Origin of the sequence: Hymenobacter sp. (genome assembly GCF_036387835.1) — a bacterium.
Lineage (GTDB): Bacteria > Bacteroidota > Bacteroidia > Cytophagales > Hymenobacteraceae > Hymenobacter.
On record NZ_DASVSY010000095.1, the window covers coordinates 21,807 to 45,908 of the forward strand.

The window sequence follows — 24,102 nt, forward strand, 5'->3', positions numbered from 1 at the left end:
CTGAAGATATCAACTCCTGGTAGGGCGGGCTTCATCTTCGATTTTGATACTCTTATTGATAAAGCGCCAGCCACAACAACTGTTTATGCAGCTATTGTGACTGGCGCTTTTGGTTGGTTGAAGTTTGAGGGGAATGGCTGTCCTGCCGTCTAGCAGATGTTTAGCGTGCGGGTTTGGATTGCCGTTCTGGTTGCACGCCAACGGGCCTATGGTACCAAGCTGGACAGCAACCATTCTTGTTTTCAGGAGTTATGGAAGGCACCAATATTCCTTTGATTTCAACTTTTGGGTTTGATAAGTACCCGCAGGCCTAGGCGCCGGACCAGCTGCCCGCACTTGCGGAGTAGCCGGGGCAGGTGGTGGCGTACAACTAATACGGCACTTTGTGCAAAGACCACGAAAACAGCCCGCTTGCTTTGCTTGGCAACACCAGCAGACGCCACAAGGCCGGTCCGTTCGCCCAATGAGGATGGGCCGCATCCGGGAGCGTTGCGTATAGGCGGTTTGCTAGAACACGACTTTCCCTTTTGCTTTTAACACCATGGATAGAATTGCTTTAATTGTTGGTGCCAGCGGAATTGTGGGCAGCAACCTGGCCAACGAACTACTTACCACGGGCTGGACAGTATACGGCCTGGCCCGCCGCCCACCGCAAAACGTGCCGGGCCTGCACCCCGTAGCCGCCGACCTGCTCGACCCGGCCAGCCTGGAGCGGGCTCTCACCGACGTACACCCAACGCATGTGTTCATCACCACCTGGATGCGGCAGGACACGGAAACCGAGAACATCCGCGTCAATAGCGCGCTGGTCCGGAACATCTTAGCGGCGCTTTCCCCTAAGCATACCGTGCAGCACGTGGCCCTGGTTACAGGGCTTAAGCACTACCTGGGGCCGTTTGATGCGTATGCGAAAGGCGGGACGCTGCCGCCCACGCCGTTTCGGGAAGAGCTGCCCCGGCTGGAAATCGACAACTTCTACTATGCTCAGGAAGACGAGGTGTATGCCGCGGCCGCCCGCGACGGATTTACCTGGAGCATTCACCGGCCGCATACCATCATTGGCAAGGCAGTAGGCAACCTCATGAACATGGGTACCACCCTGGCCGTGTACGCCAGCATCTGCAAGGAAACCGGCCGCCCGTTCCAGTGGCCGGGCTCGGAAGCGCAGTGGAATGGCCTTTCCGACGTTACTGATGCCCGCGTTATTGCCAAGCAGTTGGCCTGGGCAGCTACTACGCCGGCTGCGCACAATGAAGCCTTCAACATTGTGAACGGGGACTATTTCCGCTGGAGTTGGCTATGGCCGCGGCTGGCGGCGTGGTTTGGGGTGGAAGCGCGCGGGTTCGATGGCACGGTACACCCGCTGGAACAGCAGATGGCCCATGACGAACTGGTGTGGCAGGACTTGGCGGCCCGCTACCAGCTCGCCGTACTGGAATTAAGCCAGTTGGCCTCGGCTTGGCATACCGACCTGGACTTGGGCCGCCCGCTCGAAGTCATGACCGATATGTCGAAGAGCCGCAAGCTGGGCTTCCACGTCTACCAGCCCACCGAGGAGTCGTTCTTCGACTTGTTTGCGCAGCTGCGGGAGGACCGGATTATTCCCTAGTTTCCGTGGTAGGGCCGACATCACCCCACGGGCGGAGCGCTCCCTCGCCGAAAACGCCACCCGCAGTGTTTGCGGCGAGGCACTGAGGAACCCCAATGTTGAGCCAGTTGAAATGGCATTAAACACCGAGCAAGTGAAGTTCTGGACGAGTCTGAACTACTCCTTCATCAACCGGCTGGCTACCCGCTGCTAGCGGGCCCGATACCGTTTTAGTCCTTGCGCACCCGTTCCAGCACTAGCTGGTTCATGGGGTTGGGCGTGAGGCCTTGCACATTGTTTTGCGTGAGGCGCACCACTACATCGTAATACACTGCAATGACCGGGCATTCTTCTACCACAATGCGGTCCATTTGGCGGTAGAGGTCGTAGCGCTTTTCCAGGTTTTGTTCCAGCTTGGCCAACTCGTAAAGGCGGTCATAGGTGGCGTTTTTGAAGTGCGTTTTGTTGGGGCCGGCGGGCGCGAAGTTGGGACTATAGAAGAGGGCCAGGTAGTTTTCCGCGTCGGGGTAGTCGCCGAGCCAGCTGCGGGTAAAGAAGGCGGCGCGGCCGTTGTCGATTAGCTCGCCGTGGGCAGCGCCTTGGTTGACGTCTATTTCCACTTGCACGCCTATTTCGGCCCACTTTTTTTGGTAGTACTCGCAGTATTCCTTGCTTTCGGCCACCGTGCTTAGGCGCAGGCGGAGCGGCTTGTTGGGGCCGTAGCCTGCTTCGCGCAGGAGCTGCCGGGCTTTGTCGGGCTGGTAGGTATAGCCGGGCACGAGCTTGGCGCTGAAAGAAGGCAAGGAAGCTGGCACGAAGCCGGAATTGCCTGGCAAGCCGATATTGTTGATGAAGTAAGCTAGAAACTCCGGCTTGTTCAGTGCGTAGTTTAGCGCCTGCCGTACCCGCTTGTCGCGCAGGGCACGGCCGGTTTCGGCGTTGTCGCCGCGCAGATTGGCGGGGTCGTGCTGCATGCCAATGTATTCGGTGTTCAGGTACGGGACTTTCTGCAGACGGAACTTGCCTTTGAAGTCTTCGCGCACCGTCCCATCAGGGTACAAAATCAAGTCGCGCGAGCCGGAGCGGATGCCGCTGATAAAGTCCAGCTTGCCTTGCTGAAAAGTCAGAAATTCGGTTTTACGGTCCTGAATGAAGCTGATTTGCACCGCGTCGAGGTAGGGCAGCTGCTTGCCCTGCGCGTCGTGCTTCCAATAATTGGGGTTACGGTGGTAGATGATGGCATTGCCCTCGTCCCACTCTTTAAACAAAAACGGGCCCGTCCCGACTGGATGCTCCCGAAAGTCTTTGCCGTAGCGCTGCACGGCCTCATGGGGCACCACGTAGGCGTAGGGCATGGTCAGCATCCCGAGAAACGGGATGAATGGCTCCTTCAAATGAATGCGTAGCGTGGAATCATTCACGGCCACAAAAGCCGTATCCGCTGGTTCACCCTGCGCATTTTCTATCACCTTGCCCCGAAAAATCCAGCCGCCGGGACTGGCCGTGGCGCCATCGAGCAGGCGTTTAAAGCTGTATACAAAGTCCTGCGCCGTTACGCGGCGGCCTTTGCCACCGGGGAATACGTCGGCATCATGAAAGCGCACATCAGGGCGCAAAGTGAAAGTGTAGTGGCGGCCGTCGGCACTGATTTCGTAGCGGCGCGCCACGGAGGGGCCAGGCTTCAGGCTGTCGTCTAGCTCTACCAATCCATTGTAGAGCTGCGTACTAGCCCACGTATTGGCTTGGTTACGGGCAAAAGCGGGGTCGAGGGAAGACAGGGACTCGGGCTGGTTGTAACGGAACACGCGCCGCGCCTCGGTGGCTGGCGCGGGCCCCTGGCAACCCGCCAGCACGGCCAGCAGCAAGAAAGTGTAACAGGAAGCCAAGCGCGAAATCAGAAGCATGGGAAAGGCGGAATCACGTATATTTGCGACAAAGGTACCCCGTCTGGCTATTGCCTTCCACCGCAGGCCAACCACTTTCTTCTCCCCATGCAACTTACGTACTACGGCCACTCCTGCTTCCTCCTCGAAACCGGCGGCAGCAAAGTGCTTTTCGACCCCTTCATCAGCCCCAACCCGCTGGCCAAAGACGTCGACATCAACCAAATTGATGCGCAGTTCATTCTGCTCAGTCACGGCCACGCCGACCACGTAGCCGATGCCGAAGCTATTGGCACCCGCACGGGCGCCGAAGTAGTGGGCATGGCCGAAGTGGTGGGTTGGTTTGGGCAGAAAGGCCTGAAAGCCAACTACGCCATGAACATCGGCGGCACGGTAACCCTGCCTTTCGGGAAGGTGAAGATGGTAGCCGCCGCCCACTCCAGCTCCATGCCCGACGGCTCGTACGGCGGTCTGGCGGCGGGTTTCCTTATCGAAGCCGAAGGCAAAACGCTCTACTACGCCGGCGACACGGCCCTCACCTACGACATGAAACTCATCGGGGAGCGGTATAAGCTGGATTTCGCGCTGCTGCCCATCGGCGACAACTTTACGATGGGTATCGACGATGCGCTGATAGCCGCCGACTGGACCGGCGCTCGCAAGATTATCGGGATGCACTACGATACCTTCCCGCCCATCGCCATCGACAAGGAAGCAGCTCAGCAAAAAACCACTCAGGCCGGCAAAGAATTGCTGCTTCTGAAAATTGAAGAAACTATTACGTTGTAAGTTTAATGGCTGAATTGTTAAATGGCTGGCTGTTCAATAAGCCGTTGGGAAAAATCAACCATTTAACAATTCAGCCATCTAGCCATTAATCAAACCCTCATGGGAAAAATCATTGCGGTAGCCAATCAGAAGGGCGGGGTGGGCAAAACCACCTCGGCTATCAACTTGGCGGCCAGTCTGGCGGCTTTGGAGTACCGGACGCTCCTCGTGGACGCCGACCCGCAGGCCAACGCCACCTCCGGCGTGGGCTTCGACCCCAAGGACATCGATAACAGCATCTACGAGTGCATGGTAGACGGCATCAATGCCCAAGACATTATACTGCAAACCAATGTGCTGCCTCACCTCGACCTCATGCCCTCCCACATCGACTTGGTAGGCGCTGAAGTGGAGATGATCAACCTGCCCAACCGGGAGGAGAAGATGAAGGACGCCCTGCGCCCTCTGGCCGATCAGTACGACTTCATCATCATCGACTGCTCGCCAAGCTTGGGCTTGATTACGGTAAACGCTCTCACGGCCGCGCACTCCGTCATTATTCCGGTGCAGTGCGAGTACTTTGCCCTCGAAGGCCTCGGCAAATTGCTGAACACCGTAAAAATCATTCAGAGCCGCCTCAACACCGAGCTGGAAATTGAGGGCATCCTGCTCACGATGTACGATGTGCGTTTGCGCTTGAGCAACCAGGTTGTAGAAGAAGTGAAGCTGCACTTCCAGCAACTCGTTTTTGACACTATTATCCCCCGCAACGTGAAGCTAAGCGAGTCGCCTAGCTTCGGTATCCCGGTTATCCTGCACGACGCCGAAAGCAAAGGCAGCATCAGCTACCTCAACCTGGCCCGCGAAATCGTGGAAAAGAACGTGGAAGCGGCCGGCACCTCGGAGGCCGCTGAAGACGCGGCGGCGTAAGGCAATAACAACTTCATAGCAACGGCCAGCAGAATTCTGCTGGCCGTTTTCGTTAGCGAAGGATGGCTCGCAAGCTGTAACGCTAAGCTCCAGCTTGGCGAATCGTTGCTGAGGTTGCCCGACTTGTACCACCTCTGCTACATACCCTATAATGTGAAGTCGGCGCAGGGTAAATCAACTTACGCTACCCTAAGCAATAACCTCGTTCAACAATTCACTAAACAGGAGCTTGGTATTACATCATGCAGCAAGCGCAGTTCGGCCTCGTAGCACGGCGAGTATTCCGTGTTCCACGATTATTTGCTGATCGTGGAACAAAATTTCCTAGCCTTCCCCTGCGTTTGTGTATTTTTGAATCCTGCTTTTCTCGCGCCACTGCGAGAGAGCTGATTGCAAGTATGTCAGACAAGCAAGAAGAAAAAGCTATTCCAGCGGCTCCGGCCGCAGCCGCTAAGCGTAAAATTGGTGGTTTAGGCCGTGGGCTCAATGCGCTGATTGAAGGCAGCTACGAGAAAAAGAGCGACCGGGTAGGCCTCGTGCCCCACCCTATGAATTCGGTTGGCCTGATTCCGGTCGGCCAGATTGAAGCCAACCCCTACCAGCCCCGCACCCACTTCGACCAGGATGCGCTGCACGAACTAGCAGAAAGCATCAAGATTCAGGGCATCATCCAGCCGGTGACGGTGCGCCAAACGGGTACCAACGCCTACCAGCTTATCAGTGGCGAGCGTCGTTTGCAGGCTTCCAAAATTGCGGGCCTCGACACCATTCCGGCCTACATCCGGAAAGCCGACGACCAGCAGATGCTGGAAATGGCCCTTATCGAGAACATTCAGCGCGAAAACCTCAACGCCATTGAAATTGCGCTCAGCTACCAGCGCCTCGTGAGCGAGTGTAACCTGAAGCAGGAAGAATTAGGCGACCGGGTCGGTAAGAACCGCTCGACCGTAACCAACTACCTGCGCCTGCTCAAGCTCCCGCCCGATATCCAGATTGGCTTGCGCGACACGGCCATCAGCATGGGCCACGCCCGCGCCCTCATCAACATCGAGAATCCGGAGCAGCAACTGGCGCTATTCCACCGCATCCTGGCCGAAGAGCTGTCGGTGCGGCGGGTGGAGCAATTGGTTCGGGCGGGCCTGAACCCGGCGGAGAAAGCTGGTGCGCCTGCCACTAAACCAGCGCAGGAACTAGCGGGCCAGGTGCCCGTAGCTGAATTGCGCCGCACGGAGCGCCACCTCACGGAGCGTTTTGGGAGCCGGGTACTGGTGAAGCCAGGCCCCCAAGGCCGCGGCGAAATCAAGATTGCCTTCGATTCGGTGGAAGACATGCAGCGCATTCTGCACATTCTGCAACCTGCATAAAAGTTAGGCAGTTGAGGGAGAACCACAAGAACTTAAGCTGCAGTCTAACAGACTAGTCTGCCTCTGTCAGCGTTATCAGCTTAGTTTACTTTGGCCTCTCTCGCGTCTCCGTTATGAAACTCTACTCCTGCCTCCGAACTACGGTTGCGCTGCTCCTGCTGGCGTTGCCACTGGCGCCGAAGGCGCACGCCCAAGCCACGCCGCCTACACGCACTACCGTCGTCACAGTGGGGCCTGATTCAACGCAGGTCAGCACACCAGTTGTGCCCGACTCGGTGCGCCGTACGGCTCGGTTGTTTGGCTTGAAGATGACCAGGCCTGCCAAAGCCGGACTGCTTTCGGCGCTGCTACCCGGTGCCGGACAGATATACAACCGCCGCTGGTGGAAGCTGCCGCTCGTATACGGCGCCGTGGGCGGCACAATCTACGGGGAGTTGTTCTACCAGAATTATTACAAGATTTGTGTGGAAGCCAAGAGAAAACGGAATGACGGGGACCCAGACACGGTAGATGACAATGAGCTTACCCGAGAGGCAACGCCTTCTCAAATTGATAGGGGTATCAACGAGTATCGGCGCCAGCGCGACACATTTGTAGCGTATGTAGCACTAGCCTATAGCGTGCAAATACTCGATGCGGTGGTAGATGCCCACTTACGCGACTTCGACATCAGTGACGACTTGAGTTTGCGCTGGGATCCAACCATGCTGCGGATGCCAACGGCGGCGGCCACGCCTGGTATTGGCCTCACTCTCACCTTTAAATGAGTTGTCAGTTACCAGTTGCCGGTTGTCAGTTGATATCAACTACTAAACGGCACTGGCAACAGGCAACCGGTAACTGAATATAATGAAGCTTCTGCTGATCGGCTACGGCAAAATGGGCCGGGCTATCGAGGCCCGCGCGGTGGCGCGGGGCCACCAAATTGTTGGTATCATTGACCCTGCTTATCCTGAAGCCAGCATTGCGGATTTCGACGCTACTACTGCCGATGCCGCTATTGAGTTTACGCACCCTGATGCCGCTTTTGCCAATGTGCAGGCCTGCTTACGCCAGGGGCTGCCAGTGGTGTGCGGCTCGACGGGCTGGCTCCACCATTTTCAGGAGGCCGTGAAGCTCTGCCAGGAGCAGGATGGTTCGTTGTTTTACGCCTCCAACTATAGTGTGGGCGTCAATCTGTTCTTTCACTTCAACGAGTACATCGCCACCAAAATGCACCAGTTTGGCGGCTATGATGTGCAGGTAAGGGAGATTCATCACACCCAAAAAGTAGACCAGCCCAGCGGAACGGCCCTCACGGCGGCCGAGGCTATACTGCGTCACTTTCCGAGTAAAACCATTTGGCGCAACGAAGCCGCGCAAGCTCCCACCGAACTGGCCGTGCTGAGTGAGCGGACGGGCCAAGTAGTAGGCACTCACATTGTTACCTATACCTCCGAAGCCGATACGCTAGAACTCAAGCATGAAGCACATACCCGCGACGGGTTTGTGGACGGTGCCTTGTTGGCGGCCGAGTGGCTGCCCGGCCATCAGGGCGTATTTGGCATGAAGGATTTATTAGGAATTTGAACGGCTAGCTCCTTGAACTGTTAATTGCTTGATTGTTGTAATTAGTTTGTGAGGAGGAAGCCGATTAACGTTTCTGTTATCTAGCGGTTCCCCTCTAATTTCTTCGGATATTCCGAAATTAAATTGCCGCTTGGCCTCGCCAGGCATTACCTGACTTCGCACTCTTGCTATGGCCGTACAACAGTCCTGGGAACAACGTATGAAAGCGGCTTCCACGCCCAAGCCCATTGAAAGAAAGAAAAGCTTCTTCCGAGAATGGGGGGACGCCATCTTATTTGCGGTAGTGGCCGCCACGCTTATTCGCTGGGCTACTTTCGAGGCCTATACCATCCCGACGCCTTCCATGGAGGACTCGCTGCTGGTGGGCGACTATTTATTTGTAAGCAAGCTGCACTACGGTCCGCGTACTCCCCAGACGCCGCTGCAGATTCCGCTCACGCACCAAACGCTCTGGGGTACGGGCCTCAAAAGCTACTCCGACGCCATTCAGTTGCCAAGCTACCGCCTGCCGGGCTTCTCGGAAGTGAAAAGCGGCGACGTAGTGGTGTTCAACGTGCCCTTCGAAAGCCAGCACCCCGCCGACCTGCGCACCAACTATATCAAGCGTTGCGTAGCCGTAGCTGGCGACGTGCTGGAAATCAAGGATACCCAGGTGTTCGTGAATGGCAAGCCGATGGTGAATCCGCCGCAAAGCCAAAATCGCTATTTCCTGCAAGTGCCCCAGCCCAACGACGACCTGAAGAAGGCGTTTCATGAGCAGGGCGTTACCAACTTCAACCGCCCCGACGGCCAGCCGGAGCCTCTTTATGGCATGCAGGAGCCGACGTTCATGATTGACGCCACCTCAGCCACCGCCGATTTTTTCCGCAAGCAGCCGTATGTGAAGGCCGTGGTGCAGGACAAAGCCACGCCCGGTCAGGCCGAGCCCGACGTTTTCCCGAACAACCCGGACTACCCACAGAGTACGCCGCAGCCTATCAACAACTGGAACAAAGACAACTATGGCCCTCTGCAACTGCCAAAGAAAGGTCAGACTGTACAACTCACCCCCCAGAACACGCCTATTTACGAGAAGATCATTATGCGTTACGAGCACAATGAAGGCGTAACCATACTGAACGGCGTACTAACTCAGAATGGTCAGCCAATGAAGAGCTACACGTTCAAGCAGAACTACTACTTTATGATGGGCGACAACCGTCACGATTCCCTCGACTCGCGCTATTGGGGCTTCGTTCCCGAAGACCACATCGTCGGTAAAGCCGTCCTAATCTGGATGTCCGTAGATCCGTATGCCGACTTCTTCCACAAAATCCGCTGGAGCCGCCTGTTCAACACGATCCACTAAGGATCACGGATTTTTCCGGATTAGACGGATGAGTCGGATTTTATAGACGATTAGCGTCTGAAGCCGGTGTTATAAATCAAACAAGAAAGGCTTGCAACCGGCAAGCCTTTCTTGTTTGGGTGGCTCTTCTTAAAGTGAAGTCGTTCACAAAATCCGGCCCATCCGTCTAATCCAGAAAAATGCGTGATCTACCAGACTATTGGCTTCGAGCTGTGCTCTTGCAGGTAGGCGTTGGTTTTGCTGAAGGGACGGGAGCCGAAGAAGCCCCGGTCGGCGGCATAGGGGGATGGGTGCGCGGCCTTGAGGATGAGGTGCTTGCGCTCATCAATCAGCTCGGCTTTCTTTTGGGCATAAGCACCCCAAAGAATGAAGACGACGTTCTGTTTTTGCTCGGAAATGGTTTGGATAACAGCGTCGGTGAATTGCTCCCACCCTTTCTTTTGGTGGCTGCCGGGCTCGGCGGCGCGTACGGTAAGCGTAGCGTTGAGTAGCAAAACGCCTTGTTGGGCCCACCGGTCGAGGTTGCCATTGGGAGCCGGCGGGGTACCCGGTAAATCGTCTTGGAGCTCTTTGAAAATATTTTGCAGCGAAGGCGGGGTGCGTTTGTCTTCGGCCACCGAGAAGCTCAAGCCGTGGGCCTGGCCTTTGCCGTGATAAGGGTCTTGTCCAAGAATCACCACCTTCAGCGCCTCAAACGGACAGGCATCAAAAGCGTGAAATATTTGGGGGCCTGGTGGGTACACAGTGGCCGTAGCGTACTCGCCACGCACAAAAGCAATTAAATGCTGAAAATAAGGTTTTTCAAATTCTGGCTGTAATACCTTGCGCCAACTCTCTTCTATTTTTACATTCATACGTTGGAAAGAAATTATTGCGGATTGAGCGGACCTTCGTTGGCTCCGGATGCGTACATAAACCAAATTCCGGCCCCGGCTGTTAGTCTTACCCACACCGCACAGTAATCATGAATACGACCACCACGCAGGGCGTTACCGTGAGCGTCACGACGAACTATTTGCCCGACTACTCGAGCCCCGGCCAAGAACACTACGTATTTGCGTACAAGATTGATATTCGCAACAACGGCGAATATACCGTGAAGCTACTGCGTCGCCACTGGTATATCTATGATGCCAACGGCGTAGTACGCGAAGTGGAGGGCGAAGGCGTAGTTGGCCAGCAGCCCGTTTTGGAGCCTGGCGAGGCGCACCAGTATGTATCGGGCTGCAACCTCAAATCGGGGCTCGGTAAGATGCGCGGCACGTACGAAATGGAGCGCTTGGCCGATGGAAGCGTATTTACGGTGGAAATTCCGGAGTTCACTCTTGTAGTGCCTTACCGCCTGAACTGATTTGTTGAAGGATTGAATGGCTGAATTGTTAAATGGCTGGTCGTTCAATGAAGAATTTGAACAAGCAGCCATTTAACAATTCAGCCATTCAACCTTTTAGTAACTTGCTTTTCCAGCCTCTTAGCTACGTTCGATATTTTTTTCGCTCGGGGAATGCGCATGGGCTGCATTCCCCGTTCGTTTTTCAACTCTACAACCACGTCGTTCAGCACAATGGAGAGTTTGCCGCTTTCGAGAGCATCGAAGCCAGACGGCATGAGTTGCTGCAGAGTCAGCAATTGATAGAAATACGTGACTTTGGAGCCGGGTCCCACACTAGTACAGGCAGTCAGCGCCGCGTGGGCCGCATAGCCCGTACAGCCGCGAAGCCCCCTAGGTTGGCGCAACTACTTTTTCGGCTGGTCAATCACTTTCGACCCCGCACTATTCTGGAGCTAGGCACTTCGCTTGGTCTTACCACGGCTTACTTAGCCGCTGCCGACTCGGGCAGCCGCGTGCTTACGTTCGAGGGCTGCCCAAGTACAGCACGAATAGCGCGCGAAACATTTCAAACGCTGCACCTACACAACGTAGAGTTGATTGAAGGCAACCTGGATGAAACGTTGGCTCCTACCCTAGCCTCTTTAAGCGCCCCGCTCGACTTTGCCTTTTTCGATGGCAATCATCGGTACGAGCCTACCTTACGCTATTTCAACCTATGCGCGGCGCATCGTACGGAGCGCAGTGTTTTTGTGCTCGACGACATTCACTGGTCCGGCGAGATGGAGCGCGCTTGGAACACCATCCAACAACATCCCGAGGTGCGCCTAACTATCGACCTTTTTTTTGTAGGCCTGGTGTTTTTTCGTCGCAACCAGCCCCGCCAACACTTCCGACTACGTTTCGATAGCGCACTTGATAAACTGCTGGATCGGACCAAGTGGCTTTCCGCTTAAGCGTGTTTCCCGTTACCCGTTGTTCGGCGGGCTTCTAGGGTGGCAGCACCTAGTTGTGCAGGCCATCCTAGAAGCCCTGCCGAACAGCGGGTAATGAAAAACGAAAACTTACTTCACGGCCTCCCGCACTTTAGTGAGTTTCACCAGCAACTCTTCCAATTTATCCAAGGCCAGCATGTTGGCTCCATCCGATTTGGCGGTGGCTGGCGTGGGGTGGGTCTCGATAAACAGGCCATCGGCCCCGACGGCAATGGCGGCTTTGGCAATAGTTTCGATGAGAGCAGGCTGACCGCCTGTGACGCCGCTGCTCTGGTTAGGGCGCTGCAAGGAGTGCGTAACATCCATTACCACGGGCACGCCAAAATCGCGCATGGCGGGTAGGTTGCGGAAGTCTACCACGAGGTCGGAGTAGCCGAATGAATTGCCTCGGTCGGTGAGGATAACGTGTTGGTTGCCCGACTGGCGCACCTTATCAACGGCAAACTGCATGGCCTCACCGTTCAGGAATTGTCCTTTCTTGATGTTGACCACTTTGCCGGTTTCGGCAGCGGCAATCAGCAAATCGGTTTGCCGGCACAGGAACGCCGGAATTTGCAGCACATCAACGTACTCTGCTGCCAAGGCCGCCTCTCCCGATTCGTGAATGTCGGTGACGGTGGGCACTCCCATTTCGCTGCCTACTTTTTGGAGGATACGCAAGGCTTTCTCGTCGCCAATACCCGTAAAGGAATCGAAGCGGGAGCGGTTGGCTTTACGGTAAGAGCCTTTAAAAATGTAAGGAATCTGCAGCTTATCAGTGATGTGGCGCACTTTTTCGGCAATGCGCAGGGCCATGTCTTCGCCCTCAATTACGCAGGGACCAGCCATCAAAAAGAACTGGCCGGAGTTGGTGTTACGGAAGTGCGGCAGGGCGTTGGCGAGGAGTTCGAGCATGGAAACGTGGAATGTAGTGTGCGCCGTAGCTTGGGCTAGTCGGCTCAAGTCTTTCGGACGACTAAAGGTAGCAGACACAAATGTCTTGCGCTTATCTGGCTGCCAATTCGGCAATACCAGCCAAGCTATGTTCGCGCCAACGCCGTCAAGTGTACACGCCTTGCCCTTCGCCGGCAACTCTGCAACAACACTAACCGCAGTTTCTCATTCTATAGGCTTTCTCTTCAGACAGATAAACAGCTCCCTCCCTTGCCGCGGACGCAGTGAGTTATGTGCGGTTTCAAAACACACGAAATCAAAGAACGGCTCGAAATAAGTTCGGTATTCCTCTCTTGTACCGCCAAATGGTGGCTCCGGCGAATCACCGAAATCAGTTTCAAATAGCAGCCCTACTAGCGTACCACCCGAACGTAGTAGACGAGCGCACTGCTCGGCATAGGCAGGACGCAGGGCGGGGTCGAGAGCACAAAAGAAAGTCTGTTCTACTAGCAAGTCGAATGGCGGGGAGGGTTGGAGCGCAAAGAAGTTTTCATGGAGCAGATGCGTTGCCGGAAATCCGGGTACACGCTGCTGAAGCGCTTGTAGAGCCTCTGGAGCTATATCTGCCACAAATACTTCGGTAAATCCTTTCTCGTGCAGATACTCGGCTTCGTAGGCCCGCCCCGCGCCTGGTATGAGAATGCGCCGCTGATCAGCCGAGCCAAGCTGATCGAAATATTCACGCAAAGGGGGCGTTATAGCCCCGGCATCCCAGCCGGTTTGGTTGGCCGCGTAGCGCCCGCGCCAATACGCTTCATCGAGTTGAGTGGTAGGTTTCATACAGACCTCGTACCTTTCAGCAGCTGATTTTTCTTGACAGAAACTAGATTGTTGTAAAATTTCGTTTGTTTGCGCACCAAGATACCACATTACCGGTGCGTCTGACTCTTACTTAACCCTGCTTGCAATGGAACAAGAACAAAGCCCACTCCCACGGAACAACAGTCGCTTTTTACTCATTGTGGCGTTAGCGCTGGTGCTACTCGGCATCAATGGCGTCCTCTATTGGATGAACCGGCAGAAAACCGAGGAAAATGAGCAGCTTACTACGCAGGTAGCCGAGAAAGATACCAAGCTACAAGATCAAATTAAACAGTACGAAACCCTGAAAGCGGATTTCGAACGCCAAAGCCAGGAAGTGCAGTCGATGGGACTATCGAATGATTCGCTGGAGTCCAAGATTGCCTCCATCAACGCAGATTTGCTTAAGCTTCGCTCCTTCAAGGCTGGCAGCTTCTCCATCAAGGAGCAGCAGCGCTTTCGGCAACGGGCCATCAACTTCGAAAACCAGCTACGCAAAAAAGACGAGGAAATAGCCCAGCTCAAGGCCGACAACGAAGCCTTGTACACAGAAACCACCACTCTCAAAGAGCGCCAGAACAAGCTTACTGATACCATCACTACGATTGCTCGCTCCAACCAGGAGCTAAGCGAGAAAGTAGCCGTAGCCTCACGCCTGCAGGCCGAAAACATCCGCATCGGCGTTCTGAATTCGCGTGACAAGGAGAAGGATGACGACGACAACGAGTTCAAGGCCAAGCGCGTCGACAAGGTAAAGATTACCTTCAATCTGGCTCGCAACGATGTATCGCCTAAGGAAACCAAGCAGATTATGTTGCGTCTGATCGAACCTGATGGGGCAGCTCTCTACAACCTAAGCACGGGCGGTGGCACCTTCATGATCGATGGTTCCGAAGCTTTCTACACAGCCAAGCAGGACCTTGTATTCGACAATACTCGTCAGCCTGTGCAATTTCTTTACGCTAAAGGTGCTGCCTACAAAACTGGTCAGCACACGGTAGAGTTGTACGAAGGCGGCGTTATGATCGGCAAAACTTCGTTCACGCTTAAATAGGATCACGAATTTTTCACGAAGTAGACGGATTAATCGGATTTTGTGGACGATTTCTGTCCAGAATGCTGTGTTCCTCCTGACCAAACAACAAAGGCTTGCTAATTAGCAAGCCTTTGTTGTTTGGTCAGCTTAGTTGATTGAAGCTGAGTCGTCCACAAAATCCGATTAATCCGTCTACTTCGTGAAAAATCCGTGATCTGCTTCGTACTCCTCTAGCTTTTTGAGTACAGCCGTTATATTCTCAGTGAAAAGCACGACGACTGCTCCCTGCGGAGCGTTTGCCATTGCATAATCAACTGCTTCCAGTTCATTCTCAATATAGGTAACAGGCAGTTCGGGCTTATCGAGCCGTAAACCGCGCTCCATGATTTCCTTGATCTGCTCAGCGGTTTTACCGCGCAAATCACGGTCTTGGCGCAGAATCACCTCGTCGAATATACGGCCGGCTACCCGGGCAAAGCTTAGCGTGTCCTCATCGCGCCGGTCGCCCAGGCCCGATACCATGCCAATTTTACGAGTAGCCTGAGTGGCATTCAGAAACTCGGCAAATTTCTCGATGCCGTGGGTGTTGTGCGCATAGTCTACAATCACTTCGAATTTCGGAAACTTGAACACGTTCATGCGGCCCGGCGTCTTGCTGGCTGATGGCACAAACGTGCGCAATGCCAGCTTGATATCTTCACGCTCTAATCCAGCTAAATAGCCGGCCAGGGCGGTAGCCAGGCTGTTTTCGATGTTGAAAGTAGCGCGGCCGCCAAACGTTACCGGAAACTCCACGGCCCGGTCGATGCGCAGCTTGTAGCTGTTCTTATAAATGGTCACGTAGCCTTCTTCGTATACGGCAGCCACTCCACCCGCTTCCACATGGTCGAGAATACGGGGGTTATTTTCGTCCATACTAAACAAAGCCACCCGGCAATCCAGCTTTTCCCGCATGGCATAAACCAAGTCATCGTCGGCGTTGAGCACGGCCCAGCCGGTTTTGCGCACGGTGCGAGGCAGCACTCCTTTCACTGCCGCCATTTCTTCCACGGTGTGAATGTCGCGCATGCCCAGGTGGTCGGCGGCTACGTTGGTTACCACCGCAATGTCGCAGGTATGAAAGCCCAGACCAGAGCGAAGCATACCGCCGCGCGCTGTTTCCAACACGGCATAGTTGATAGTTGGATCTTTGAGCACAAACTCGGCACTGACGCCGCCGGTGCAGTCGCCTTTCTGCAACTGCCGACCTTGGATATAGATACCATCCGTGGTGGTGAAGCCTACTTTGTAGCCCTTCGAGGCTATCATGTGCGCAATAAGCCGAGTGGTGGTAGTTTTGCCGTTAGTGCCCGTAATAGCAATAATAGGAATGCGGGCATTGCTGCCGGGTGGAAACAACATATCGACCACGGGAGCGGCTACGTTGCGAGGCAAGCCTTCGGTAGGCGAAATGTGCATCCGGAAACCGGGCGCCGCATTCACTTCAATCACAGCACCGCGCGTTTCGTTCAACGGCACTGCAATGTCAGTAGCCATCAAATCAATGCCGCAGATATCGAGCCCTACAATGCCGGCCACACGCTCTGCAAGCAGCACGTTGTAGGGGTGCATCAGGTCCGTAACATCCGTAGCGGTGCCGCCAGTACTGATATTGGCGGTGCTTTTCAGATACACCATCTCACCGGCCGGCAACACCGATTCTAGCGTGAGCTTCAGCCCTTTCAGAATATCGAGCGTGTGCTTGTCGGCTTTGATGCTAGTGAGCACCTTTTCGTGCCCGACCCCCCGCCGCGGATCCTGGTTTACTTCGTCGATCAGTTCCTGAATGGTATGCTGTCCGTCGCCAACTACCGCGGCAGGTGTGCGCTTGGCAGCGGCCACTAACTTCCCATTTACTACCAGCAGCCGGAAATCTGCGCCTTCAACAAATTGCTCAACAATTACGGCTCGGGAATAAGCCTGGGCCATCTTCAAACCTTCTGCCGCTTCCTCCCAATTCATAATGCGGATGGTGACGCCTTTGCCATGGTTGCCATCGAGCGGCTTGGTCACCAACGGAAAACCTAAATCCTCGATGGCATCCCGCAGCCCATCCGCCGAATACACAGTAGTACCCTGCGGCACCAGTACACCCGCATCGTGCAGCATGGCTTTTGTCCGGTTCTTGTTGCCCGCTATTTCCACCCCCGCGTGCGAAGTGTAGGTGGTAGTGGTGGCCCAGATGCGCTTCTGGTTTACCCCGTACCCAAGTTGAATAATGCCGCTGTTCTTCAACTGGATATACGGTATATCCCGCGAAGCCGCCTCCGACACGATACTCCAGGTACTTGGGCCTATAAACTCTTCTTCCCGAATTTCGTGTAGCTCATCAATAATGGGCTTCAAATCCACGTCTTTCTTTTCGCAAAGCGCCTCCACGATTTCCACAGCAGCCTCAGCAGCCCGGCGCCCGGCCCGCTCTTCCTGATAGCTGAACACTACAAACTCCACGCCTTCTTCACGGGCCGGATAGGACTTGCCCCAATACACGGGCATGCCTGCCTGCCGTTGCAACTCCAATGCTACGTGCTGAATAACATGCCCGAGCGGCTCCCCGTCGGCTAATTGCTCTTGCGTAAGAGGTGGATGTTTAGCGGCGTGCTTCTGCGATTCGAAGGCTGCATGCGGTTTGCCAAGTTCGGGCATTAACTGAGTGAGTCGTTCAGCCAACTCTGGTACTGCGTTCGACCATTGATCGGCATAGTCCTCAAGATCCACTTTCATTACAATCAACTTGTAATGTTTGACGGACCAGTAGCTGGGCCCGCGCATGGTGCGTAGGTCAATAATCTTCATGATAGATGGAGTGGAAGGCAAGTAGTGCGAGTTGTACGCGGAAACTAAATGTAGGGATTTGAGCCTGCAAGGCCACCATAGACCCAACCTGCGCGGTCATTTCGGTATCTCTTCTCCAGCTTAATTGCTCAAAGCATAAGGCGATAACCTTACTTGTCTGCCCTCAATTGCCAATGCCTCAGTTGCTCATCACCTGGCTTCCAACCCAATGAACCCAATGCTATGGTCAAATAAAAAAGGGGACCTTGCCGATGATAGCAGCAAGGTCCCCTTTACTTATCGATAAATTCATTAAAAAATTTGCCCCGGCTGGGGCTAATCAACCGGGGCACTAAGTAAGCAAAAAACAGGAATAAAGAGGTGACGGGCGGATTCGAACCGCCGTAGGAGGTTTTGCAGACCTCTACCTAGCCACTCGGTCACGTCACCGGATTGGGGATGCAAACTTACACCTAAATCTGACTTATGCCAAACCAGGGGTGGTATTACCCTGCTTTAGAATGGTAATCAACTGTTTTTCTGGCAGAAGAAATTCTTGAAAATTCTCTTTCCCACATAAGTTATACACAAAAAAAGACCCCGGATGACTCCGGGGCCTTTTTAGAAGTGAGCAGATAAGCTTAAGCTTTCTCCTCGTCTTTTTTGTCGGCAGCGTCGTCGGTGTCGAGCAGGTGCTTGGCACGCTCTACCACGTCGCCGGCTACCTCCTTAGCTTTTTCGAAAGCTTCGGTGTGCGTTGCAGCCTCTACGGCGTCGCTGGCAACTTCCTTCACTCTGTCGAAAGCCGCGGTAGCAGCACCAGCTACGGCAGCGAGGATGCCACCTTCACTTGCCGGAGCTTCGGCTGCAGGAGCTTCAGTTGCCGGAGCAGCTTCGGCAGCAGGAGCTTTGGAGGCTAGCTTCTGCTCGCCTACCTGCCGCTCGGTGCCCATCATCTTGTCGCGCAGAGCTGACAGAGCATCCAGGTCGCCGAGGGTCGACTTCTCAGCAACAGGCTGCTTCTTGAGGTCGGTCAGCTTGCCTTCGCCTTGAGCTGCTGTTGGTGCCTGACCAGCAGGGCCTTTCTTCTTGAACTTGGCAGCACGGCTGTCTTCTTCCTGCTGCTGGTTGAATACGGCAGTGTGCGACAGTACGATGCGACGGTCATCCTTCGAGAACTCAACTACGCGGAAGTCCAGCGACTCGCCGTTTTCGGCGTTGCTGCCATCTTCTTTCACCAATGACTTTGGATATGCGAAGCCCTCGATGCCGTACGGCAACTCGAGTACTGCGCCACGGTCGGTCTTCTCGGTGATGGTAGCCTTGTGTACTGAGCCAGGCGTGAACACCGTCTGGAACGTGTCCCAGGGGTTTTCTTCCAGCTGCTTGTGGCCGAGGGCCAAACGACGGTTGGCTACGTCCAGCTCGAGCACGAGCACGTCCAGACGGTCGCCTACCTTCACCACTTCCGAAGGGTGCTTGATCTTCTTGGTCCACGACAGGTCCGATACGTGCACGAGGCCGTCAACACCTTCTTCCAGTTCTACGAACAGGCCGAAGTTGGTGAGGTTACGCACGAGGCCGTTGTGCTTGGTACCTACGGCATACTTGGTGCCGAAGTCGCCACGAGTCCATGGATCTTCGCTCAGTTGCTTGATACCCAAGCTCATCTTGCGGTCTTCGCGGTCGAGGGTCAGGATCTGCGCCTCTACTACGTCGCCCTGCTTGATGAAGTCCTGCGGGTTGCGCAGGTGCTGGCTCCAGCTCATTTCTGAAACGTGGATCAGGCCTTCTACGCCCGGGATGATTTCCATGAACGCGCCATAGTCGGCTACGTTCACGATGCGGCCTTTCACTTTCGAGCCTACGCCCATGTCGGCGGGCAGCGAATCCCATGGGTGAGCAGTCAGTTGCTTCAAGCCCAGGCTGATACGCTTCTTGGCTTCGTCGAAGTCCAATACTACGATGTTCAGCTTCTGGTCGAGCTGCAACACTTCGCTCGGGTGAGCGATGCGGCCCCACGAAATGTCGGTGATGTGCAACAGACCGTCAACGCCACCAAGGTCAATGAACACACCGAAGTTGGTCATGTTCTTGATAACGCCTTCCAGGATCTGGCCTTTCTCCAGGTTGTTGAGGATAGCTTCGCGCTGCTTCTCGAGGTCTTTCTCGATCAAGACTTTGTGCGAAACTACTACGTTGTCGAAAGCGGCGTTGATCTTCACCACTTTCACTTCCATCCGACGACCAACATAGATGTCGAAGTCACGGATAGGCTTCACGTCGATTTGCGAGCCGGGCAGGAAGGCTTCTACGCCGTCCAGGTCCATGATCAGACCACCTTTGGTCCGACGCTTTACTACGCCTTCCAGAATGGTGTCATTCTCGAGAGCATCGTAGATAGATTTCCAGGCCTGCTTGATCTTGGCCTTCTTGCGGCTCAGAATCAGCTGACCGTTCAGGTCTTCCTGGTCTTCGATGAATACTTCTACCTCGTCACCAATTTTCAGGTCGGGCAGGTCGCGGAATTCGGTGATGGACACCAAACCATCGGATTTGAAGCCGATGTTCAGGATTACGTCGCGCTCGGTGATGCCCACCACAACGCCTCTTACTACTTCTTCTTCCTGAACGGTGGTGAGGGTACCGGAGTACATTTCCTCCATTTCGGCGCGCTGCTGAGCGGAATAGTTACCGCCAAAACCGGACGCTCCTACATTGTCCCAGTCGAAGTTATCTGCTACTTCAGCCATTTTTGCTTGTAGCCCTGCTGTACACGTCCGGCTCAGGGCCAACTCCGGAACGCGTTTTTACTTGATACACAGCACGAAAGCGCCGGCCCGCCACCCTGACGGGGCGGCAAAGATACGGGATTGGGAAGATAATTTCTAAGAATATTATTACACACCGACCGAATTGTATTACATTTTTTAGATGTCACAATTTTACATATTATTTCCTTTTATTAAGTTATCATATATAATAATATCACTTATTCACAAACCATTATTCACAAACCATTATTCACAAACCAATGAAAAAAATACGATTACTAGCGCTAATCCTTTCGATAGGCGCATCAGGTTTGTACGGCTGTAGCCAACCTGAACAAAGCCCGAAGCCACAAGACGTGTTGGCTGAGCACTACAAAGTTCCTGCCGTGTTGTATGGCGCGACGGTGGGTGATCTTCGCATACCAGATGGCACAGAAACCATTGTTGAGGACGAAGGAGCAACCGTCCGATTGAAATACCCAGCGGGAATTCGTTTTATCAACTCGCAACAACACTCATTAGACTTCGCATCAAAGCTTGATGATGGCGGAGGAGGAAGCTATACTTGTACTGGTGCCTGCTCTGTTGGTTGTGATGTGTTTTATGTACAAAGCTCGTTTGCTTGCAGCCAGTGTTCAAATGGCAGCGCTTGTACGGGGAAAGCCTCCCGCTCATCAGAGACAGGTGGCTTTGTAGATACCGGCGCAGGCATCTCGTTTATCAGAACGAAAGAGCAATTACAAAAACTTGAAAAACAACATTTACAGGTACCCGACGACTTGTTCCACTTTGAGTATGTAAATCGGGCAATGCGTAAGTTGAACGTTGAAGTTCATGGTGAAGCTGATCCAACTCAGGCCATTGCTCGCAATCCTGATGCGTATAAGCATGTAGCTATTAATATGTATGGAGCTGTAGTAGATTACACAGTTCCTATCAACTACTTAAATAGTGAAGCCCAAAGGTTAAGCCTGGAGGGAAAATCATATAATAGGCTTGGTTCCACTTTGTCACCAACTCAAGTATTTTTGCTTGAAGAAAGTGGTGGAGGCTTTAGCTGCGCCTGCTCATCTGGTGGAAGCGGGTGCACTGCCGAGTCTGGCATTGGCTACAAAAAGTGTAACTCAGGGGCTTGCACTTCTTGCACTATGTCGGTCCAATAGTATAAGGAACTGCCAATCTTTAAGCTGAAAATCCTTGCCCATACATACCGTTGGCCAAGGATTTTCTATTGCTTTTCAAGCCACCAACACCGCTAGAAACTCCTGCGCCGAGAGGACGCGCACGGCAGGGAAGCGTACTTGAGCCAAGTGCTTGAAATGTGCGTCATTAGTAATCAGGTAATCAGCGTTTGCAGCTACGGCGCAATCCACAAATTTCTCGTCGTCTTGGTCACACGGAACCAGGCGGTGGCGATAGTACACATTCTGCAATCGAACTTTCGGCAACTTTTGCACGATGGTCAGCACACTTTCAGCAATAGCAGCAGGGAGGCGCTGATGAAGTATTTCCGCGTATTCAAGCAAAATTTGGGTTGAGTAGACTAGCTCTACGCGCCCCATCAATAACGCTTCAAAAATTGGGCGAGTTGGTGCGGTGCGGGGTAGTATCTGCAGCAATACATTGGTATCGAGCACTATCCTCACGCGGCCGAGCTTTTACGGCCCGACATCCCGCCGTCTTTTACCCATTGCTCGTAGGTTTCAGCGGTTAGCCCCTGCGTTTCGAACAGGCTATCCATGGCTTCATCCAGGCGGCGAGTGAGTTCTTCAACCGAAACGCTAGGATCCGGCTCCGGCCAGTTGTGCTGGCGCCGAAACTCAGCTTTGGCCCGCTCGTTTTCTTCATCAGTTGGTGGTTGATAAGTTGCTTTTACAGCGTCAGACCATTCCTCCAACGCCTGCCGATGCTCCGGCTTCTCCGGATTCAGCTGCCCGCTTTTAACCATTGACTGCACAAGTGCTGCCTGCAAAGCATACAATTCGTGCGGAGCTATTTCGGCGTAATCAGGCAAGGTCAGAATGAAGGTTTTCATGCGGCAGGAATTTTATCAAAAATACAGAAAGCCCGTGAGAATGAACTTACAGCTCATCTCACGGGCTTTCCAGCCGATAAATTTCTTACGCCCGGCCCATCTCGCGCAAGTGCGCTACGTGCGAGGCGACGGCGTAGCGCATCTTGGGATATTCGTTGTACTCGACACCGAATTCCAGGCAAGCCTGGCGGATGATTTTGTTGAGGGCCGGATAGTGGACGTGCGAGATGGTGGGAAACAAGTGGTGCTCCACCTGAAAGTTCAGGCCGCCTACCAGCCAGCTGATGACTTTGCTATCCGTAGCGAAGTTGGCGGTGGTTTTGATCTGGTGAATGGCCCACTCGTCTTCCAGCTTGTTGGTGATTTCGTGGGGCATGGGGAAGGCGGCGTGCTCGACGGTGTGCGCCAGCTGGAACACGATGCTCATGGTGAAACCTACGACCGTAGCGAATACCAGGAAGCCAACTATCCAGGCGACGAAACCGACGGTGTAGATGGGCAGGGCCACGAACAGGAACAGGTGCAGCGCCTTGAAACCCCAAAATACGCCTTGGTCGGAGGCTGTCATTTTCTTGATGGGCATCTCCCCGATTTTGCCTTTAAAGTACTTCTGGTAATCCATGAAGAAAATCCAGGCAATGAAGAGCAGGGCGTAGAAGAACCAGAAGTAGAGGTGCTGGAAACGATGGAAACGGTGGCGCGTTTGGGTGCTGCTCAGGCGCAACCAAGGCTGCGCGTCGAGGTCGTCGTCGACGCCGTCGACGTTGGTGTACATGTGGTGGATAAGATTGTGCTTCACGTTCCACATGAAGCTGTTGCCACCGAGTACGTTGAGGGTGAAGGAAGCAAACTGGTTGATCCACCGGGATTTGCTGAATGAGCCGTGGGCGCCGTCGTGCATGACGTTGAAGCCGATGGCCGAGCCGACAAGACCGAGCAAGGCGCACTCCAGCAGCGCCAGCCAAGCAGGGGGCGTCAGGAAAACCAGGTGCAGGTACACGGCCACAAACGAAACCGTGAGAATGATGGCTTTGGCGAATAAGCGGGCGTCGCCAGTGGTGTCTTTGCCGGCTTCCGTGAAGTAGGCGTTGGTGCGAAGTTTCAGCTCTTTGTGAAAAGAGCGTGAAGCAGCAAATTTAGGTGCTTGCATAGGAGCAGATGGTGAAGGAATTCGGCAAAGTTATGCCCTCTCAACGCCAGCTCATCGGGAATCGTCCATAAGCCCCGGATTTTGCACAATCACTTTACCTGCTAAACAAGCATTTCGCGAAGGAGCTAGTAACCCTATTCCAGAGCTTCCCCCTGATACACAGCAACAACGCTCAGGCTATGTTGCTAGCCGACCTCTCGTTTTCCTCGTCGTTCATTGAAAACCGCTCCCCCACGACAAGGTCAGCGCTGGCTTACTTCTTCTCTACCCCATGGCAAATCAGACTTTATAAAGGGGCGTAGCTGCTTTAACGGGATAAAGAGCCGGATTTCTCCTTGAGCAAACGAGGCAATTTCGTAAGGAGTGTAGATGAACACCGCGCCGCTACTGGTCAGGAATATGTTGTGACTGACCGGCATTTTCTTCATAAACAGAAACTCGTCGAGTTTGGTGGCGGGCTGGTGCTGGTGGCGGCGCACGGCTTGTTCGAGCAAAGCACTGAGCCGCGCAGAGGCGTCGGGCCGGAAAATATCGGGGAAGCGCAGGGCGCGGCCGGTGCGGGTATCGAAGGTGACGGCCCTGGTACCGTAGCTGCCGTGGGCGCCACCCGTGTAGCTGTAAGTGAAAAAGCCGAGACTAAGTAACTGATGTTACGCAGTCGCAGAGACAGTTCATTCGTTTAGGAACCTTATGATGAGTTGCACACTGGACCTGTACACGGATTATTTGCTGAGTTCGACGGGGGCGACCACGGCCACGGGCTTGTCGGGACTACTGGACGGGG

The 24,102-nt window shown here is 54.2% G+C and carries 22 protein-coding genes and 1 tRNA gene; 11 read left to right on the forward strand and 12 right to left on the reverse strand.

Features of this window, described 5'->3' with window-relative positions; all coding sequences use genetic code 11:
* Nucleotides 1–541 precede the first annotated feature (541 nt).
* On the forward strand, nucleotides 542–1,609 hold the full coding sequence (locus VF639_RS18340) for an SDR family oxidoreductase (RefSeq protein WP_331147389.1): 1,068 nt from the start codon (nucleotides 542–544) through the stop codon (nucleotides 1,607–1,609).
* Between the two features lie 209 nt (nucleotides 1,610–1,818).
* Here VF639_RS18340 and VF639_RS18345 read toward each other — a convergent pair whose 3' ends face one another.
* Entirely contained in the window at nucleotides 1,819–3,492 is a 1,674-nt protein-coding gene (locus VF639_RS18345; protein ID WP_331147390.1) for an ABC transporter substrate-binding protein, read from the reverse strand.
* An 87-nt stretch (nucleotides 3,493–3,579) separates the two neighbouring features.
* Between VF639_RS18345 and VF639_RS18350 the strand changes: the two genes are divergently transcribed.
* The 6 genes from VF639_RS18350 to lepB all read left to right on the forward strand — a co-directional run bounded on the left by VF639_RS18350 (nucleotide 3,580) and on the right by lepB (nucleotide 9,450).
* Complete coding sequence (locus VF639_RS18350; protein ID WP_331147391.1) at nucleotides 3,580–4,260, forward strand: metal-dependent hydrolase; 681 nt, start codon at nucleotides 3,580–3,582, stop codon at nucleotides 4,258–4,260.
* A 99-nt stretch (nucleotides 4,261–4,359) separates the two neighbouring features.
* Complete coding sequence (locus VF639_RS18355) at nucleotides 4,360–5,169, forward strand: ParA family protein (protein ID WP_331147392.1); 810 nt, start codon at nucleotides 4,360–4,362, stop codon at nucleotides 5,167–5,169.
* A 398-nt stretch (nucleotides 5,170–5,567) separates the two neighbouring features.
* Nucleotides 5,568–6,533 (forward strand): ParB/RepB/Spo0J family partition protein, encoded by a 966-nt coding sequence (locus VF639_RS18360; protein WP_331147393.1) that lies wholly within the window; start codon nucleotides 5,568–5,570, stop codon nucleotides 6,531–6,533.
* A 113-nt stretch (nucleotides 6,534–6,646) separates the two neighbouring features.
* Nucleotides 6,647–7,300, forward strand: coding sequence for a DUF5683 domain-containing protein (locus tag VF639_RS18365; protein WP_331147394.1), 654 nt, complete (start codon nucleotides 6,647–6,649; stop codon nucleotides 7,298–7,300).
* 82 nt (nucleotides 7,301–7,382) lie between these two features.
* On the forward strand, nucleotides 7,383–8,102 hold the full coding sequence (gene dapB / locus VF639_RS18370) for a 4-hydroxy-tetrahydrodipicolinate reductase (protein WP_331147395.1): 720 nt from the start codon (nucleotides 7,383–7,385) through the stop codon (nucleotides 8,100–8,102).
* A 169-nt stretch (nucleotides 8,103–8,271) separates the two neighbouring features.
* Nucleotides 8,272–9,450 carry a signal peptidase I gene (lepB, locus tag VF639_RS18375; RefSeq protein ID WP_331147396.1) on the forward strand — a complete coding sequence of 393 codons (1,179 nt, stop codon included), beginning with the start codon at nucleotides 8,272–8,274 and terminating at the stop codon, nucleotides 9,448–9,450.
* Between the two features lie 188 nt (nucleotides 9,451–9,638).
* Here the strand turns inward: lepB and VF639_RS18380 are convergent, their stop codons facing one another.
* On the reverse strand, nucleotides 9,639–10,304 hold the full coding sequence (locus tag VF639_RS18380) for a uracil-DNA glycosylase (protein ID WP_331147397.1): 666 nt from the start codon (nucleotides 10,302–10,304) through the stop codon (nucleotides 9,639–9,641).
* Nucleotides 10,305–10,414: 110 nt separating this feature from the next.
* Between VF639_RS18380 and apaG the strand changes: the two genes are divergently transcribed.
* Nucleotides 10,415–10,801 carry a Co2+/Mg2+ efflux protein ApaG gene (gene apaG, locus VF639_RS18385; RefSeq protein WP_243796718.1) on the forward strand — a complete coding sequence of 129 codons (387 nt, stop codon included), beginning with the start codon at nucleotides 10,415–10,417 and terminating at the stop codon, nucleotides 10,799–10,801.
* A gap of 80 nt (nucleotides 10,802–10,881) precedes the next feature.
* On the opposite strand, the gene VF639_RS18390 is transcribed toward apaG, so the two are convergent.
* Nucleotides 10,882–11,079 carry a hypothetical protein gene (locus VF639_RS18390; RefSeq protein WP_331147398.1) on the reverse strand — a complete coding sequence of 66 codons (198 nt, stop codon included), beginning with the start codon at nucleotides 11,077–11,079 and terminating at the stop codon, nucleotides 10,882–10,884.
* A gap of 99 nt (nucleotides 11,080–11,178) precedes the next feature.
* Here VF639_RS18390 and VF639_RS18395 point away from each other — a divergent pair, with 99 nt between their 5' ends.
* A complete protein-coding gene (locus tag VF639_RS18395) occupies nucleotides 11,179–11,736 on the forward strand; it encodes an O-methyltransferase (RefSeq protein WP_331147399.1) in 558 nt (185 codons plus the stop codon).
* A gap of 108 nt (nucleotides 11,737–11,844) precedes the next feature.
* Here VF639_RS18395 and kdsA read toward each other — a convergent pair whose 3' ends face one another.
* On the reverse strand, nucleotides 11,845–12,669 hold the full coding sequence (kdsA, locus tag VF639_RS18400) for a 3-deoxy-8-phosphooctulonate synthase (RefSeq protein ID WP_331147400.1): 825 nt from the start codon (nucleotides 12,667–12,669) through the stop codon (nucleotides 11,845–11,847).
* A 204-nt stretch (nucleotides 12,670–12,873) separates the two neighbouring features.
* Nucleotides 12,874–13,488, reverse strand: a complete 615-nt coding sequence (locus VF639_RS18405; protein WP_331147401.1) for a methyltransferase domain-containing protein — start codon at nucleotides 13,486–13,488, stop codon at nucleotides 12,874–12,876.
* A 127-nt stretch (nucleotides 13,489–13,615) separates the two neighbouring features.
* Here VF639_RS18405 and VF639_RS18410 point away from each other — a divergent pair, with 127 nt between their 5' ends.
* The gene (locus VF639_RS18410) at nucleotides 13,616–14,563 is read left to right on the forward strand and encodes a hypothetical protein (RefSeq protein WP_331147402.1); all 948 of its coding nucleotides are present in this window, start codon (nucleotides 13,616–13,618) and stop codon (nucleotides 14,561–14,563) included.
* Between the two features lie 174 nt (nucleotides 14,564–14,737).
* On the opposite strand, the gene cphA is transcribed toward VF639_RS18410, so the two are convergent.
* The 3 genes from cphA to rpsA form a co-directional block, all read right to left on the reverse strand.
* A complete protein-coding gene (cphA, locus tag VF639_RS18415; protein ID WP_331147403.1) occupies nucleotides 14,738–17,380 on the reverse strand; it encodes a cyanophycin synthetase in 2,643 nt (880 codons plus the stop codon).
* A 358-nt stretch (nucleotides 17,381–17,738) separates the two neighbouring features.
* Nucleotides 17,739–17,809, reverse strand: a tRNA-Cys gene (locus VF639_RS18420).
* Between the two features lie 191 nt (nucleotides 17,810–18,000).
* The gene (gene rpsA, locus VF639_RS18425; RefSeq protein ID WP_331147404.1) at nucleotides 18,001–20,112 is read right to left on the reverse strand and encodes a 30S ribosomal protein S1; all 2,112 of its coding nucleotides are present in this window, start codon (nucleotides 20,110–20,112) and stop codon (nucleotides 18,001–18,003) included.
* Between the two features lie 281 nt (nucleotides 20,113–20,393).
* On the opposite strand from rpsA, the gene VF639_RS18430 reads away from it, so the two are divergent.
* Complete coding sequence (locus VF639_RS18430; protein WP_331147405.1) at nucleotides 20,394–21,296, forward strand: hypothetical protein; 903 nt, start codon at nucleotides 20,394–20,396, stop codon at nucleotides 21,294–21,296.
* Nucleotides 21,297–21,371: 75 nt separating this feature from the next.
* On the opposite strand, the gene VF639_RS18435 is transcribed toward VF639_RS18430, so the two are convergent.
* The 4 genes from VF639_RS18435 to VF639_RS25425 all read right to left on the reverse strand — a co-directional run bounded on the left by VF639_RS18435 (nucleotide 21,372) and on the right by VF639_RS25425 (nucleotide 23,797).
* Nucleotides 21,372–21,779, reverse strand: coding sequence for a putative toxin-antitoxin system toxin component, PIN family (locus tag VF639_RS18435; protein ID WP_331147406.1), 408 nt, complete (start codon nucleotides 21,777–21,779; stop codon nucleotides 21,372–21,374).
* The gene (locus VF639_RS18440; protein WP_331147407.1) at nucleotides 21,776–22,168 is read right to left on the reverse strand and encodes a hypothetical protein; all 393 of its coding nucleotides are present in this window, start codon (nucleotides 22,166–22,168) and stop codon (nucleotides 21,776–21,778) included. Before VF639_RS18440 ends, VF639_RS18435 begins: the two co-directional genes overlap by 4 nt.
* 85 nt (nucleotides 22,169–22,253) lie before the next feature.
* Entirely contained in the window at nucleotides 22,254–23,318 is a 1,065-nt protein-coding gene (locus VF639_RS18445; protein ID WP_331147408.1) for a fatty acid desaturase family protein, read from the reverse strand.
* A gap of 242 nt (nucleotides 23,319–23,560) precedes the next feature.
* Nucleotides 23,561–23,797 carry an RsiV family protein gene (locus tag VF639_RS25425; protein ID WP_414654756.1) on the reverse strand — a complete coding sequence of 79 codons (237 nt, stop codon included), beginning with the start codon at nucleotides 23,795–23,797 and terminating at the stop codon, nucleotides 23,561–23,563.
* Nucleotides 23,798–24,102: the final 305 nt, after the last annotated feature.